This is a genomic window from bacterium, assembly GCA_035295165.1.
GTDB lineage: Bacteria > Sysuimicrobiota > Sysuimicrobiia > Sysuimicrobiales > Segetimicrobiaceae > JAJPIA01.
The window spans coordinates 1-14,581 of the sequence record DATGJN010000007.1 but is presented as its reverse complement, the minus strand read 5'-3'; the positions used below and the strand labels follow the sequence as shown (position 1 = coordinate 14,581).

At 70.0% G+C, this 14,581-nt stretch carries 16 protein-coding genes; 1 reads left to right on the top strand and 15 read right to left on the bottom strand.

What is annotated here, in order from left to right; all coding sequences use genetic code 11:
• Positions 1-17: 17 nt before the first annotated feature.
• The 12 genes from VKZ50_01160 to VKZ50_01105 all read right to left on the bottom strand — a co-directional run bounded on the left by VKZ50_01160 (position 18) and on the right by VKZ50_01105 (position 12,033).
• Positions 18-2,483 (bottom strand): ATP-dependent Clp protease ATP-binding subunit, encoded by a 2,466-nt coding sequence (locus VKZ50_01160; protein HLJ58324.1) that lies wholly within the window; start codon positions 2,481-2,483, stop codon positions 18-20.
• Positions 2,484-3,057: 574 nt separating this feature from the next.
• Positions 3,058-3,531, bottom strand: a complete 474-nt coding sequence (gene greA, locus VKZ50_01155) for a transcription elongation factor GreA (GenBank protein HLJ58323.1) — start codon at positions 3,529-3,531, stop codon at positions 3,058-3,060.
• A gap of 147 nt (positions 3,532-3,678) precedes the next feature.
• Entirely contained in the window at positions 3,679-4,821 is a 1,143-nt protein-coding gene (locus tag VKZ50_01150; GenBank protein HLJ58322.1) for a shikimate dehydrogenase, read from the bottom strand.
• Between the two features lie 15 nt (positions 4,822-4,836).
• Complete coding sequence (locus VKZ50_01145; protein ID HLJ58321.1) at positions 4,837-5,748, bottom strand: quinate 5-dehydrogenase; 912 nt, start codon at positions 5,746-5,748, stop codon at positions 4,837-4,839.
• A complete protein-coding gene (locus VKZ50_01140; protein HLJ58320.1) occupies positions 5,745-6,551 on the bottom strand; it encodes a type III pantothenate kinase in 807 nt (268 codons plus the stop codon). Before VKZ50_01140 ends, VKZ50_01145 begins: the two co-directional genes overlap by 4 nt.
• A 169-nt stretch (positions 6,552-6,720) precedes the next feature.
• Complete coding sequence (locus VKZ50_01135; protein HLJ58319.1) at positions 6,721-7,716, bottom strand: P1 family peptidase; 996 nt, start codon at positions 7,714-7,716, stop codon at positions 6,721-6,723.
• Positions 7,713-8,303 (bottom strand): biotin transporter BioY, encoded by a 591-nt coding sequence (locus VKZ50_01130; GenBank protein ID HLJ58318.1) that lies wholly within the window; start codon positions 8,301-8,303, stop codon positions 7,713-7,715. Before VKZ50_01130 ends, VKZ50_01135 begins: the two co-directional genes overlap by 4 nt.
• Complete coding sequence (locus VKZ50_01125; GenBank protein ID HLJ58317.1) at positions 8,300-9,085, bottom strand: biotin--[acetyl-CoA-carboxylase] ligase; 786 nt, start codon at positions 9,083-9,085, stop codon at positions 8,300-8,302. The genes VKZ50_01130 and VKZ50_01125 overlap by 4 nt, the downstream gene beginning before the upstream one ends.
• A 29-nt stretch (positions 9,086-9,114) precedes the next feature.
• A complete protein-coding gene (gene folK / locus VKZ50_01120; protein ID HLJ58316.1) occupies positions 9,115-10,236 on the bottom strand; it encodes a 2-amino-4-hydroxy-6-hydroxymethyldihydropteridine diphosphokinase in 1,122 nt (373 codons plus the stop codon).
• A 23-nt stretch (positions 10,237-10,259) separates the two neighbouring features.
• The gene (folB, locus tag VKZ50_01115) at positions 10,260-10,622 is read right to left on the bottom strand and encodes a dihydroneopterin aldolase (protein ID HLJ58315.1); all 363 of its coding nucleotides are present in this window, start codon (positions 10,620-10,622) and stop codon (positions 10,260-10,262) included.
• The gene (folP, locus tag VKZ50_01110; protein ID HLJ58314.1) at positions 10,619-11,398 is read right to left on the bottom strand and encodes a dihydropteroate synthase; all 780 of its coding nucleotides are present in this window, start codon (positions 11,396-11,398) and stop codon (positions 10,619-10,621) included. The genes folB and folP overlap by 4 nt, the downstream gene beginning before the upstream one ends.
• A 137-nt stretch (positions 11,399-11,535) precedes the next feature.
• Positions 11,536-12,033, bottom strand: coding sequence for an ASCH domain-containing protein (locus VKZ50_01105; protein ID HLJ58313.1), 498 nt, complete (start codon positions 12,031-12,033; stop codon positions 11,536-11,538).
• A gap of 63 nt (positions 12,034-12,096) precedes the next feature.
• On the opposite strand from VKZ50_01105, the gene VKZ50_01100 reads away from it, so the two are divergent.
• Positions 12,097-12,807: an SIMPL domain-containing protein gene (locus VKZ50_01100; GenBank protein HLJ58312.1), complete on the top strand. Its 711-nt coding sequence runs from the start codon at positions 12,097-12,099 to the stop codon at positions 12,805-12,807.
• A 3-nt stretch (positions 12,808-12,810) separates the two neighbouring features.
• Here VKZ50_01100 and VKZ50_01095 read toward each other — a convergent pair whose 3' ends face one another.
• The 3 genes from VKZ50_01095 to VKZ50_01085 all read right to left on the bottom strand — a co-directional run.
• Entirely contained in the window at positions 12,811-13,359 is a 549-nt protein-coding gene (locus tag VKZ50_01095; GenBank protein HLJ58311.1) for a hypothetical protein, read from the bottom strand.
• Positions 13,360-13,437: 78 nt separating this feature from the next.
• Positions 13,438-14,034, bottom strand: coding sequence for an isochorismatase family cysteine hydrolase (locus VKZ50_01090; GenBank protein ID HLJ58310.1), 597 nt, complete (start codon positions 14,032-14,034; stop codon positions 13,438-13,440).
• A gap of 172 nt (positions 14,035-14,206) precedes the next feature.
• Positions 14,207-14,581 (bottom strand): cell division protein FtsH (locus tag VKZ50_01085; protein HLJ58309.1); only part of this gene is annotated, 375 nt, incomplete at its 5' end.

Genomic DNA, 14,581 nt, shown 5'->3' with positions numbered 1-14,581 from the left:
ATCTGCCCCGCGCTGTGTTATGATCCCGTGTCGGCGGATACCGGCTCCGGTTCCCGCTTCTTCTCGAACACCACCTGTCCGTCCCGCGCGTCCAGCACGATCTTGTCGCCGGCGCTGAACTTTCCGCGCAGCATGTCGTCGGACAGCGGGTCCTCGACCAGGCGCTGGATCGCGCGCCGGAGCGGCCGCGCGCCGTACTGCGGGTCGAATCCTTCCTGTGCCAGCACCTCGCGCGCCGCGTCGGTCAGGATCAGCTCCATTCCCTGTCCGCGGATCTCGCGACGCACCCGCTCCATCAGGATGTCCACGATCAACGCGATCTGCTCGCGCGACAGCGGCCGGAACACGATGATCTCGTCCACGCGATTCAGGAACTCCGGCCGGAACGTGCGGCGCAGCTCCTCCATCACGTGCGTCTTCATCCGGTCGTACGAGCGCTGCGTCTCCGCCGCCTCCGTGTCCGGCGCACGGAATCCGAACGTCGTGTCCCGCTGAATCTGCGGCGCGCCGACGTTGCTCGTCATGATCACGACGCAGTTCTTGAAGTCCACGGTGCGCCCCTGCGCGTCCGTGAGCCGCCCGTCCTCCAGAATCTGGAGCAGCACGTTGAAGATCTCGGGATGGGCCTTCTCGATTTCGTCCAGGAGCACGACGCAGTACGGCCGCCGACGCACCTGCTCGGTGAGCTGGCCGCCCTCCTCGTACCCCACGTACCCCGGAGGGGCCCCGACGAGCCGGGACACGGTGTGGCGCTCCGTGTACTCGGACATGTCGATGCGGATGACCGCCCCCTCGTCCCCGAACAGGAACTCGGCGAGCGCGAGCGTCAGCTCCGTCTTCCCGACGCCCGTGGGGCCGAGGAAGATGAACGACCCGATCGGTCGGCGCGCGTCCTTGAGCCCGGCGCGTGCACGCCGGACCGCGCGCGACACCGCGCGCACGGCCTCTTCCTGTCCAACGATCCGCTTGTGCAGCGAATCCTCCATGCGGAGGAGCTTCTCGGTCTCCTCCTCGACGAGGCGCATCACGGGGATCCCCGTCCAGCTGGACACGATGTCGGCGATGTCGTCCGCGCTGACCGTCGTGATATCCCGCCCCTTGTCGGTCTTCCAGGAGCTCTCGAGCTCCTCCAGCTTCTGGCGGAGCACCTTCTCCTTGTCACGGAGGCTCGCGGCTTTCTCGAAGTCCTGCCCCTTGATCGCCTCTTCCTTTTCCCGGCGGACCCGGTCGGCCTTCTCAAGCGCCTGCCGCACTTCCTGAGGCAGGAAGCTCGCCTGCAGGCGGATCTTGCTCGCAGCCTCGTCCATGAGGTCGATCGCCTTATCGGGCAGGAACCGGTCCGAGATGTACTTGTCGGCCAGCGTCGCTGCGGCGACAAGCGCCTCGTCGCTGATCTTGACGCCGTGGTGAGCCTCGTACCGCTCGCGGAGCCCGCGCAGGATCTCGATGCTCTGCTCCACGGTCGGCTCGGCCACAAGGATCGGCGCGAACCGGCGCTCCAGCGCCGCATCGCGCTCGACGTACTTCCGGTACTCGTCCAGGGTCGTGGCGCCGATGCACTGGAGCTCGCCCCGCGACAGGGACGGCTTGAGGATGTTGCTCGCGTCGATCGCGCCTTCCGCAGCCCCGGCGCCCACCAGCGTGTGGAGCTCATCCACGAACAAGATGACCTCGCCCTGGGCCTTCCGGATTTCCTCCATCACTTTCTTCATCCGCTCTTCGAACTCGCCCCGGTACTTGGTACCGGCGACGAGCGCCGCGAGGTCGAGCTGCACCACGCGCTTCGTCCTGAGCACCTCGGGGACGTCACCCCGAACGATTCGCTGGGCGAGCCCCTCGGTGATCGCGGTCTTCCCCACGCCCGGTTCGCCGATCAGGGCCGGGTTGTTCTTGGTACGCCGGGAGAGCACCTGGATCACGCGCTCGATCTCCCGCTCGCGCCCAATCACCGGGTCAAGTTTGTTGTCACGGGCATGCTTCGTCAGATCGCGGCCAAATTCGTCGAGCGTCGGGGTCTTGCTCGCCTGCTTGGTGTACGACGCCGTGCCCTCTTCCCCGAGGAGGTACACGACCTGCGAGCGAACTCGCTCGAGGTCCGCGCCCATGGCCTCGAGCACGCGCGCGGCTACGCCCTCGCCCTCGCGGATCAACCCGAGTAGCAGATGCTCGGTGCCGATGTAGTTGTGCCCCAACCTCCGGGCCTCGTCGAGCGCGAGCTCCAGGACCTTCTTGGCCCGCGGGGTAAACGCCACCTCTTCGTAGGGCGTCCGCTCGCCCCGGCCGATCGCGCTCTCGATCTCCGCGCGGACACGGTCCGGGTTGATGTTGAGGGACTCGAGGACCTTGCTGGCCACGCCCTCGCCCTCGCGGATGATACCGAGGAGGATATGCTCCGTACCGACCGCGCTATGATTGAGCCGCTTCGCCTCCTCCTGCGCGAGGATGATGACGCGGCGGGCACGTTCGGTAAACCGTTCAAACATTTCGCGGGTGACCTCCCCTCTGCCGGGATCTCTCCATCGCGAACCGGCGCCGACGTCTGCGACCGCTACCCACTGGTACGAGTCCTGCCATGATCGTTGTTCGCTGCTCCGAACGCTCCGTGTCCCCGATCCGGCCGGCCGGCAGAGCACGAGGGAGAGATCCTGTTGAGCACTACGCTCAGCGTCCCCCCCGCCATTCCCACCCCCGGCCGTCGCGTCGACGGTCGGGCGAGAGTCTGGGCTTCTTTTCTTCGCTCCGCCACGGACTCCTGCCGTCTCGCACTTTCTCGGGCGCGAGACGCCCCTACTCTAGTATGTTCCCCATCCGTGGGTCGCCCACGACGTGTACTTTGTCGGGTCGACGCGGCAGGGGCGGCCGAACCGCCGCGGCCCCGCCGCAGCACCGTGACGCCGAGTACAGCGGAGGCGGGACGCAAGAGCGACGGAAACCGGCGGAAGACGGAGGAACGCGTGTCGGTTGATCGAGTTCCGCCCGATCACACCGGGCGGGCCCTGTCGTGTCCGGTCGACGGGGCGCCCGCGTGCAACGTCCCGGGCGCTCCGACCGCCGAGTTCACCGCTTGATGCCCCGAATCGTGTAACGAATGGTGCCGGCCGGGACCTGGACCGTCACGACCTGCCCCTTCCGCTTGCCGAGGAGTGCACGTCCCACCGGCGACTCGTTGCTGATCTTGTCGCGCAGCGGGTCCGCCTCGGCGGATCCGACGATCGTGTAGGTGAGATCTTCGCCGGACTCGTCGGCGATCTTGACGGTGCTCCCGATCGTCACCACGTCCGAGCGGACTTCGTGGTTGTTGATCACCTTTACGCTGCGGAGCATTCCCTCGAGCGTGAGAATCCGGCCTTCCGTGAACGCCTGCTCATTCTTGGCGTCCTCGTACTCCGAATTCTCGGCCAGATCGCCGAACTCTTTGGCCTGCTTGATTCGTTCGGCGACTTCCTTGCGCTTCACCGTCTTGAGGTGATCCAGCTCTTCCTCAAGCTTGCGCAAGCCTTCGGGCGTCAGGATGGTTTCCTTCTCGTCCATGACCGGTCAACTCACCTGGGGGCGGCCGGCCCCGTTACCGGAGGCGGCGCAAACCCCGTTATAAGAGGATACGAGACTGAGGGACACCCCTCAGCCTCGAACTTCCGCCTCGAACTCCCGCGAGTATACATAACGGTGGACACCTTGTCAAAGGCCTTCCGGGACCACGGCGTCCCGCGCCCCGGTCCGGGGCGCGGCGACGTGAGGCCGGGCCCCGCGGGCCGCGGCGCGAATCGCGTCGAGTTCTTCATCGGAAATCTTACGCTCGAACCGGCGCAATCCGGACAGGCGGAACCCATGCTTGCGCATGAGGGCGTGAATCTCCTCCGCCTTGGCCAGCTCGATCTCTGGGCCCACGGTGTAGTCCTCGTAGCGCTGCTCGAGGGCCAGCAGGATCGTCTCGGCCATGCAGGCCTCGCACGCGCCCGGCGGAAACCCGAAATCGAGACCGAAATCGACGGGCCCCGGCACCTCGATGACCCCGCCGTCGATCACGAGTACGTCCCGCCGGCGCTCGTACACCAGGCGCGAAACGTTCCTGGGACGCGCGACGTCGCAGACGACGGCGCCGGGCCGGATGTCCTCCGGCTCGATCAGCACGTCGATCGCGGAGCTGACCGTGATGACGACGTCCGCCGCGCCGACCGCCGCGCGGACGTCGGACGTGATCGAGACGGGCGTCGCGGCGATCTCGCGCAGCCGGCCGGCGAGACGCTCGAGGCGATCACGGGTCCGTGCAACCAACATGAGCTCGCCGACCTGCGGCGCGAGCATCTGGCTGCACGCCCCGCCGATCGAGCCGGTGGCGCCGATGACCGCCACCCGGGCCGCGCGGGCGTCCAGACCCATCCGGGACGCCGCGACCAGCGCACCCTCCACCGCGGTCGCGGCGGTCAGGCTGTTGCCGGTGGTGACACCGGCGGTGAGTGCGCGCGCCACCGACACGCCCCGATCGCCGACGACCTTCGTGAACGCCGCGAGCCCGACGATGCCGGCGCCCAAGCGTTCGGCGATCCGCCCGGCCTGGATCAGCCGAGGATACGTCAGCTCGGGCGGGGTCGCCAAGAGCACGCGGGGCGTCCACGGCAGCGCGATGAACCAACCCTCCGCCCGCGCACCCGTGGCCGATACCACCCCGGTGATGTGCGACGCCTCGAACGGCGGCACCACCTGGAAGATCCGCTCCACGAGGCCGCCCGGTAACAGACGCGTGAGCGGAAACTTCTTGGTGAAGTCCGCGATGTTCTGGGGGTGGATCACCAGTCCAAACCGGCCGATCGAACCGCTCATCGCCGTATCCCGCGTTCAGGACGCCGCGAGGCGCTCCACGCGCGGACGGAATCCCGCGCGGAGCATCCACTGCACGAAGTCGTCCGGGGTCAGATCCTCGCTGCGCCGCCCGGAGAGCGCCACGACGATCCCCTCCAGGACGTTGGTTGCGAACGACCGTCCCTCGATGTCCGGGGCCGCCGTGATCAGCGCGGCCGCCCCGCGATGCCCAAGCGCGGCGCGGTCCTCCGGCGTGATGGTCTGGGTGAAGATCGTCTTGCCGGCCAGATCGTCCGGCATGTACCGGCGAATGAAATGGAAGTCCCCGGCCACGACCTCCGCCCACCGGAAGAGCTGCGGGTACTTCGGCGTCGTCCGTTCCTGCTTCGCCCCGGTCGGGTAGAGCATCTGAAACGGCAGCTTCGTCACCACCGGAAGCATGGCCGCCGCGAGCAGCCGGACGGTGCCGAGGCGGCGCATCGGCACCGGGATGCCGAGGGCGAAATAGAAATCGCCGAACAGCGTCTCGGCTCCCGCTTGCGTAAACGCCTCCGCCATCCCGTACCGGTCGACGCTGCTCACCAACAGCACGCGGCGTCCGGCGAACGAGACGCCGGCCTGCGTCGGCAGATAGTCGAGGATGAGATACTTTTCCCACGAGGTCTTGATCCCGCCACCGTCCACGACCGGCGTGCGGTGCACACCAGCGATCAACCGCGCCGCGTCGCGGATCTGGTATCGGCGGTCGCCGGCGCGGAGGTAGAGATCGATCCCTCCCATCCCGATCGCGTCCACCCGGCCGTCGAGCTCTTCCACGAGCGCCTTGAACCGCGTCATGTCGCCGTTCGTCCCGATGCGCTCGACGACGAACGGCTCCCCGAGGATCTCGATCTCGACGCGCTTGTCGCGCGTGCTACTGCCGAGGCTCACGCTGACGACCCGCTTCATCGCACCGTGTCCTTAGACTCGCTGCCGCGCCTCTCCTCCCCGCTGTTCCGCTCGTAGAGCAGCCGCAGCCCCTCCAGCGCCAACAGCGGGTCGACGTGGTCGACGCAGCGGCACTCGGCGCCGATCAGTTCGGCGAACCCGCCGGTCGCGACCACGGTCGCGCGCGTTCCGAGTTCCTGTTGCATCCGCGCCACAATCCCCTCGATCTGGCCCACGACGCCGTACAGCACGCCGGCCTGCATCGCGGTGACGGTGTTGCGGGCGATCACCTGCGGCGGGCGCACGAGCTCGACCTTGCGGAGCTGCGCGGCGTGCCGCACCAGTGCCTCCACGGAGATCCCGACCCCGGGCGCGATCGCGCCGCCGACGAAGTCGCCCTCGTTCGACACGACCGTAAATACCGTCGCGGTCCCCAACGCCACGATGATGACGGGGCCGCCGAATCTCGCGTACGCGGCGATCGCGTTCGCGATGCGGTCTGCGCCGACCTCGCGGGGGTTCTCGTACAGGATCCGCATCCCCGTGCGAATCCCCGGCCCCACCTCAAGGGGCGAGCGGTGGAGGTACTCGCGACACAACTGGCGGAGCGTCTCGGCGAGCGAGGGCACGACGCAGGCGACGACCACGCCCGACACGTCGGCGAACCCGTGCCCGCGGAACTCGAGGAACTGCCGCCACAGCATCGCGTACTCGTCGGCCGTGCGCTCCCGATCGGTCGCCGTGTACCAGTGGGCGATCCGCACGTCGTCACGAAACAATGCGAGCTTGATCAAGGTGTTCCCAACGTCGACGGCGAGAAGCATCGGGGATCCCTCCCGTTCCAGTCTGCCCGGCAGTACCGGACGGTATCGCGCGCGGCCCTGGACACGGCAGGCATCGTCGCCGGTCCGATTCCTCTCGGGATATCGGCCAGAGGTAGCGTACCAGGAGCGAACGTCCCGGACAAGCCCCTTCCCCCCGTGGAAGCGGCGCCTACCCCGCGAGCCCGGGCACCCCGCCGAGCGTCACCGCGGCGCGGACCGACCGCAGCACCGCCGCGGCGACCACATCTGCGACGGCCGCCTCAAGCACGAGGAGATCCACCTCGCGGTCTCCGGCGCCCATGACGAAGAACGTGTCTCCGTCCACCATCGTGTGCGACGGGCGCACGACCCGCGCGAGGCCTGTGTGCGCGGCGATCGCGAGCCTGGCCGCCTGCGCCTTCGTCAGCGCGGCGTCCGTAGCGACCACACCGATCGTGGTGTGCTCCAGCGCGTCGCCGCCCCGCCGCCCGCCTCGGTCGGGATCCTCGCCCGCCCGCAGGCGTGCCGCGGTGTCCACGAAGCGCCCCGTCGCCGGATCGCGCGCACCGGCCACAATCGTCCCGGTGCGATCGTCCACGACGTCGCCGAACGCGTTCGTCGCCACGAGCGCGCCCACCACGATGCCGCCCCCGGCGCGCACGCTCCAGGTCCCGATCCCGGACTTCATGGCGCCCGCCGCCCCAAGCAATTTGCCGACCGACGCGCCCGTCCCCGCACCGATGCACCCTTCTTCAACGACCCCGCCGTGTGCGGCGCGGCACGCATCCTCGCCCATGTTCACATCGGGACGGACGTTTGGGCTCCCGAGCCCGAGATCGAAGAGCACGGCGGCCGGCACGATGGGGACGCGGGCGACAGGCGTCTCGTACCCGACGCCGCGGCGTTCCAGGTATCGCATCACCCCGTCGGCGGCGGCCAGTCCGAACGCGCTGCCGCCCGAGAGCAGTGCCGCGTGCATCCGATCGACGCGGTTCTCCGAACGGAGCAGATCGGTCTCGCGGGTCCCGGGCGCGCCCCCGAGCGCCGCGCCGCCGCACACGGCGCCGCCCTCGCACAGCACCACGGTGCACCCCGTGAGGTGGACAAGGTCCGTGGCGTGCCCCACGGCGATCCCGGCGACGTCTGTGATCCCGCGACGCGGTGCGCCGCGCTCACCCGCGGTCACAACGCCAACCGGCCGGTTCGGGTCGCGGCGACGCGCGCCAGCGACGGCGCGACGATCGCAGCCGCCACCGTCTTCAACGCGTCGCCGGGGAGAAACGGGAGCACCCCGACAAAGAACGCCCGATGCGCGCTCATCCCCGTCGTCGCAGCGAGCCAGGGAACGCCGGGCACGTAGATCACCGCGGCGGCGGCCGCCGCCGCCCAGGCCGCGCGCCGTGACCCGATCGGGAGCGGGCCTCTCAGCGCCCCCGCGACCGCGGCCGCCAGCACGAATCCCACGAGATATCCGCCCGTCGGCCCTGCGAGCACTGCACCCCCTCCGCGCAGCCCTGCGAAGACGGGCAGGCCCGCCACGCCGGCGAGCGCGTAGGCGACCTGGCTCATCGCGCCGAGTCGCGCCCCGAGCGTCAAGCCCGCGAGCACCGCGAAGAAGTTGCTGAGCACGACCGGGACCGGCGAGAACGGCAGCGGCGTTTCGACCTGCGCGCCCACGGCCGTCAGTGCCGCAAACACCCCCCCGAGAACGACGTCGCGCGTGGACCACGCGCCGCCGCGCGCTTCCCCTCCCGTCGTGTGATCCGGCCTCATCCGCGCCCCCTCACGGTGACCTCGCCCGCCACGACCCGCTCGACGCGGCCGTCGGGCAGTCGCACCAGCAGGGCCCCATCCGCGTCGACGTCGGTCGCCAGCCCCTCGAATTCGCGCGTGGCGCCGTGCACTCGCACCACTCGGCCGATCGTCTCCGAAAGCTCCCGCCACGCCGTCAGCACCGGGCCCGCCCCCTCGTCTTGCAGCGCGTCGTACGCCTTCTCGATCTCGCACAGCAGCGTCCGGACGAGACCCACGCGGTCGACCGGGCCTCCGGAGCATTCGGCCAGCGACGTGACCGGGTAGCCCGTCTCCTTGGGCAGGAGGACCCGCGGCACATTCGCGTTGATCCCGACACCGAGGACGACCCACGCCGCGCCAGACCCGGTCTCGGAGAGAATCCCCACCACCTTGGCGCCCCGCACCAACACGTCATTGGGCCACTTGACCCGCGCCGCGAGCCCCGTGCTCTCGCCAATGGCGCGCGCCGCCGCAACCGCCGTCGCTAGCCCGACGAGCGGCACCTGGGACACCGCGAGTCCCGGCCTCAGGATCACGGACAGCCACACCCCGCCGCGCGGCGAGGCCCAGGCGCGTCCGAGCCTGCCCCGCCCCGCCGTCTGCTCTTCGGCGACGATCACGACGCCCTCCGGCTCGCCGAGGTCGGCCAGGCGCATTGCGACGTCGTTCGTGGACGGGAGGGTCCGGTACCAGCGCAGGCGCCGGCCGATTCTGCGGGTGTCGAGAGCCCCGGCGAGCCGCTCGGAGGTGTACTCGTCCATCGTGTTGTGCCGCCGAACGGCGGGGACGCTCAGGTCCGCTGTGCGGCGCCCTCTCGCGGCGCCGCCTCCACCGGCGTGATCGCGGTCCGCTCGGGCAGCGCTTCCAACAGCGTAGCGACCACCCGCCCGTCCGGCAGCGTCAACTGCGGCCGCAGTTCGAGCAGCGGCACGAGCACGAACGCCCGCCGGTGCAGTTCCGGGTGGGGCACGACGAGATCGCGCAGGCGGATCGTTGCGTCGCCGTAGAGGAGCACGTCCACATCGATGTTCCGGGGGCCCCACCGCTCGCCCCGGACACGTCCGAGCGCACGCTCCACGGCTCGGCATCGCGCCAGCAGGTCGCGCGGCGCGAGTGCGGTCTCCACCTCGACGACCTGGTTGAGGAACGGCCCTTGGTCGGTCTTTCCCCACGGGGGTGTCTCGTAGACGCGCGAACGCCGAACGACGCGGACGCCGCCCGCGTTCAGACCCTCGACCGCGGACGCCAACCAGTACGCGCGGTCCCCGACGTTGGAGCCGAGACCGAGGAAGGCCCGCACGAGCGGGCGTTCGCGTTCATGCACGCGCCCCCACGCCTCGACGCCTTCGCGGGCGACCAGCGCGCCGATCACGAGCGCGGCGGCGGGGTCCGCCCACCGCACCCCCCACCGCTGCGCCACGAGCCCGCCGAGCAACACCAGCGCCATCGCGCCGCATGCGAGGTTGCTCACGCCGTCCTCGCGCAATGCGCCGCTGCCGATCTCGGTCGCCGCCCGCGCCTTTACCGCCCAGAGCGCCGGCATGGCAACCGCGGCTGCGATCGCCACCACCACCCCCCACAGGCTCGCCCTGGGCGTCGCCCCCAGGAGGAGCGCCCGGCCGGCGCCGATCAGGATGTACAGTGCGAGCGCGCCGAGACTCAGCGCGACGAACCGAGCGGCCCGGTGCTCTGCGTCCTCCACCAGCTCCGCGGCGCCGTCCACGCGACCCGCCATCTCCTCGACCCACAACCGCCACAACACGACCGACGCCGAGCACAACTCGATCAGACTGTCCAACCCGAACGCCATGAGCGACAGCGAGCCGGCCGCAGCGCCCGCGGCCACCGCGACACCGCCCTCGGCGAGCATCCAGAAGATCGACCCCACCTCGAGCCAAACCGCTCGACGCACCCAGGCGCGTCGAGCCGCGTCGATCATGCCCGTCGACGCTCGATCTCGACGGCGGCGTAGGCGAGCGGGCCGCCGAGCCGCACGTGCGGCTTCCGGACGCGCACGGTCACGCCCCGCACCCGCTCGATCTCCAAGATTCGGTGCGCCACGGCCTCCGCGACGGCTTCGAGGAGACGGTAGGGCCCGCCAGCCATCACGTCGCGCACCCGCGCGTAGAGGTCCCGATAGTCGAGCGTGTCGCCCAGATCGTCGGTGTGGCCGGCGCGGTGGAGATCGGTGTCGACCGTGAGGTCCACGATGAAGATCTGGCCCTCCGCCTGCTCTTGTGCGAGGATGCCGTGATGCGCGTAGAACGCCATCTCGGCGAGCACGATGCGTTCACTCACGCGGGCCCCTCCGGCGGTGCCGTCTCGGGCACGCCTCGCACGATCGCGTCGGTCATCCGGGCGACGCGGACCATCGCCCCGACGTCGTGCACGCGCACGATGTCGGCGCCGTGGGCGATCGCGATGGCCACGGTCGCTGCGGTGCCCTCCAGGCGATCATGAACCGGAAGGTTCAACACCTTTCCGATGCTCCCCTTGCGCGATGTCCCGATCAGCAGCGGGCGGCCGAGCGCGCGCAGCTCGCCGAGGCGGCGCAGCAGCTCCATGTTTTGCCGCAGCGTGAGGCCAAACCCGTACCCGGGATCCACGATGAGCCGGAGCTCGTCGATCCCGTGTGCCGCCGCCGCGGCGACGCGTTCCCGGAGAAACCGCGCGGTCTCGGCGGTGACGTCGGCCGCGTCCCGCCGGTCGTCCCAATCCATCAAGACGACGGGGACGCCTGCGCGCGCCGCGAGCGGCGCCATTCCGGGGTCGCCGCGGAGTGCGGTGACGTCGTTGATCATCGACGCCCCCGCGTCCAGCGCCGCGGCTGCGACCGCGGCGGAAAAGGTGTCCACGCTGATGGGCAGGCCAACGGACGCCAGCCGGCGCACCGCGGGAATCGTCAGCCGGAGCTCCTCCTCCACGGCCACCGGCGGCGCGCCCGGACGCGTCGAGCGCCCGCCCACGTCGAGCACGTCCGCGCCCGCCTCGCGCCACGCGTGGCCGCGGGCTTCCGCCGCGCCGGGGTCACCCGCCAGTCCGTCGCCCGCGAACGAGTCGGGGGACATGTTCACGATACCCGCCACGAGCGTCCGGCGACTGAATTCCAGGACCGCGGCGCCGCACCGAATCGGAGGGGGTGGAGCGCTGTGCGTACGCTCAGACGACATGGACGGAATGGGTCCCCGGCGAGCGGGGCGGGGCGGCCGGGCTAATCGTCGCGCGCGTCGGTCACGCGCGAGAAGTGGATGACGGTCACGAGGTCTTCCTGTCCGACCCGCCGAGCGTAGATCTTCGAGAGGAACTCGGTCAGCTCCGCGTGCTCCCGCGTCGCCGGGTTGTCGCGCTCGATCTCGCGGGGGGATACATCGCGGAGGAGCTTGGTCTCCACACGGTCGATCACCGCCGTGAAGATCCGCTGGCGCGTGCCGTAGCGCTGGCCGACGGTCACCCAGACGAGCTGCCCGGCTTGGTACTTGTCACGCTTGTCGCCCAGACGGATCGTTAGGGTCTTGCTCCCGTCACGCAGCGCGTGCGCAAACACCGCGGAGTAGAAGTTCAACGCGAACATGAATCCCTCCATCCCAGGATACCATCGACAGGTCCGGATGCCGACACGCTGCTTCGTGTCGGCGCCGGACCTTCCCTCCCGCGCCGCGGACGGCGCGGGAACCTTCGGCTCCCCCGCCGCGTTTACGATGCGGCGCACAGCCACCACCCGCAGCCGGCCAATGCAGGCGGCGGGTTCAGACGCTCGACCGGGAGGACACGAATGCGATCATTCGCGAGGACGACCACCGTGCTCGGAATCGTGGGGGTAGTGGCCCTCTTGGCCGCGACGCCCCCGGTGTCTCAGGCCCAGGGGGCGCCCGTGATGGGCGGCGGCGGAGCCCGCGTCATCGTCGTCACCGGCGAGGGCTCGGTCGACGCGACGCCGGATCAGGCGACCGTCACGGTGGGCGTGCAGACGGTCCGCCGAACGGCGCAGGACGCGCAGAACGCCAACAACGCTGCGATGACCCAGGTGATCCACCAGGTCACGGCGCTCGGCATTCCGAAGGACCGGATACGGACGAGCGGCGTGGAACTGGCGCCCCAGCGGGCGCCCGGACCCGGCACCGGCCCGATCACCGGCTACGCGGCGACGAACCGGGTGACGGTCACCGTGGACGACCTCGGCCTGACGGGTCGTGTCATCGACGCCGCGGTCGGCGCGGGCGCCAACGAGGTCGAGGGTCTATCGTTCGGTCTGCGCGATGCGTCAAGCGAGCGGACGCGTGCGCTTCAGTTGGCCGTGCAAAACGCGCAGGCCATGGCCACGACGCTGGCCACCGCCGCCGGCGTGGGCCCGATCCACCTGGTCCGGATCGAGCAGGTCGGACAGACCGTCGCGCCGCGGTTTGCCGCGGCCGAGGTGTCTACACCCGTGCTGCCCGGCACCGTGTCGGTTGCGGCGAGCGTGCGGGCCGTGTACGCGTTCTGACGGCTACTGCAACCCCGGGGCGAACTGCGTCGTCGGCGCTTTCGCCCCAGGTGTGAGGCTCACGGTCGCGAGCGCGCGGGCACCGTTCACGATGTGCAGCGTGATGGCCTTCATCGGCATCTTGCCCTGGATGAACTGAATCGCGAGGGTGCCCTCGGCGGCTACGTTCTTTCGCTGTTCGTCGCGCGACTGGCCGGACTTGATCAGCACGTCCTGCACGGTCATCTCGAGCGTCCCGGTCTTTTGATCCAGGGACACGGCCTTGACCGTGTTGGGGCCCACGATGTCCTCGACCAGATTCTTCGCCAGCACCGACGGCGGCGGGGGCTGGAACAGCGCCGCCTGCCGCGCTTCGTAGGCGTGGTCCCACAGCGCCACCGCGATCGCGACGACGATCACGATGGCCGCGTACACCGCGGTGTGCTTCCACGGAATCGTTCGTCCCTGGGTCTTGAGCAGCCTGGCGGAACGGCTCAGCGCGTGCCGCTCGGCGTGTGCTCCCTGGGGCTTCGCCTTCCCGGTGGCGGCGGACGCTCTGCGGATCTTGAGCACGTCGACTCCCCCTCTACCCGCCCCGCGCGGGGTTGTAACCAGCCCCCATGATAGCACAGCCGGCGTGCCTGACGGCGCTCAACGGGCGCGCACGGCGATCCCGCCGCTTGGGACGAGCGTGCCGCGATAGAGAAACGCGATCTGGCGGAACGTCGCGTGCTGGTCGAACTCCGTGAGCGCCGATACCGCGTCCACCGGCACGATCACGCGGAACCACCGCAGCGCCGCGCTGCCCGCCGTGTGCAGCACGCAGATGTTGCTCACCGTGCCGACGACGATGAGCGTGTCGATCCGGCGCCGGTGGAGCTCATGCTCCAGCGGGGTCCCATAGAACCCGTCGTAGCGCACCTTCCGGACGACGAGCTCGCCCGCCCTGGGCGCGAGCGCCGGGACGATCTCCGCGCCCCAGGTGCCTGCCTCGGCGTGCGGGCCCCACAGCGCCGCCTCCGGATCGTCCGGCTCGTGCCAATCCTGCGTGTAGATCACGGACATCTCGTGGGCGCGTGCGGTGGCCAGCAGCCCCGCGATCACGGGGACGGTGTTCTGGGCGCCCGGCACGTAGAGGCGCCCCTGGGGATCGACAAAATCGTTCTGCATGTCGACGATCAGCAACGCCGTGGTCGCAGCGGCCACCTCGACGCGCGGCTCGATCGTGTACTCGGGAATTTGGATCATCGCGCTCCCCCTCTCCGGCCCGAGCCTTCGCACCACCGCAGCGAATTCGTGGGGCCCGAGCGTGCTCGCGAGGGACATCCCGGATGCGGTTCATTGTTCGGCGGGGGAGGAGCATATGCTCCTCCCCCGCCGCCTTCCGAAACTGCCGCTCAAGAATGTCTGATCCGTACCCTCAACCGGTCGTCTTCGGCGCGAGCGCCGGCGGGACCGGCGCCTCCGGCCGAGGGAATGAGGTGACCTCTTGGGTCACCGCGGGCGTCGGCGTCACCGACGTCGGCAGATCGGGCGGCAGGGGCTGACCTGCGATGAGCGCATCGAGCTCGTCGCTCTCGAGCGACTCCCGCTCCAGCAGTGCCTTGGCGATCCGCTCCAGCAGGACCTTGTGTTCGGTCAGGACCTGCCGCGCCCGGCTGTAGCACTCGTCGATGATGCGGCGGACCTCCTTGTCGATCTCGTAGGCGATCTCGTCCGAGTAGTTCCGGCTCTCCACGAGGTCCCGCCCCAGGAACACCGGCCCGTGCTTCGTCCCCAGCGTCAGCGGCCCGAG

Bases quoted from the DNA above. Each gene is read 5' to 3' on its own strand.
- VKZ50_01160 (HLJ58324.1), bottom strand. From the start codon at position 2,483: ATGTTTGAACGGTTTACCGAACGTGCCCGCCGCGTCATCATCCTCGCG.
- greA (HLJ58323.1), bottom strand. From the start codon at position 3,531: ATGGACGAGAAGGAAACCATCCTGACGCCCGAAGGCTTGCGCAAGCTT.
- VKZ50_01150 (HLJ58322.1), bottom strand. From the start codon at position 4,821: ATGAGCGGTTCGATCGGCCGGTTTGGACTGGTGATCCACCCCCAGAAC.
- VKZ50_01145 (HLJ58321.1), bottom strand. From the start codon at position 5,748: ATGAAGCGGGTCGTCAGCGTGAGCCTCGGCAGTAGCACGCGCGACAAG.
- VKZ50_01140 (HLJ58320.1), bottom strand. From the start codon at position 6,551: ATGCTTCTCGCCGTCGACGTTGGGAACACCTTGATCAAGCTCGCATTG.
- VKZ50_01130 (HLJ58318.1), bottom strand. From the start codon at position 8,303: ATGAGGCCGGATCACACGACGGGAGGGGAAGCGCGCGGCGGCGCGTGG.
- VKZ50_01125 (HLJ58317.1), bottom strand. From the start codon at position 9,085: ATGGACGAGTACACCTCCGAGCGGCTCGCCGGGGCTCTCGACACCCGC.
- VKZ50_01100 (HLJ58312.1), top strand. From the start codon at position 12,097: ATGCGATCATTCGCGAGGACGACCACCGTGCTCGGAATCGTGGGGGTA.
- VKZ50_01090 (HLJ58310.1), bottom strand. From the start codon at position 14,034: ATGATCCAAATTCCCGAGTACACGATCGAGCCGCGCGTCGAGGTGGCC.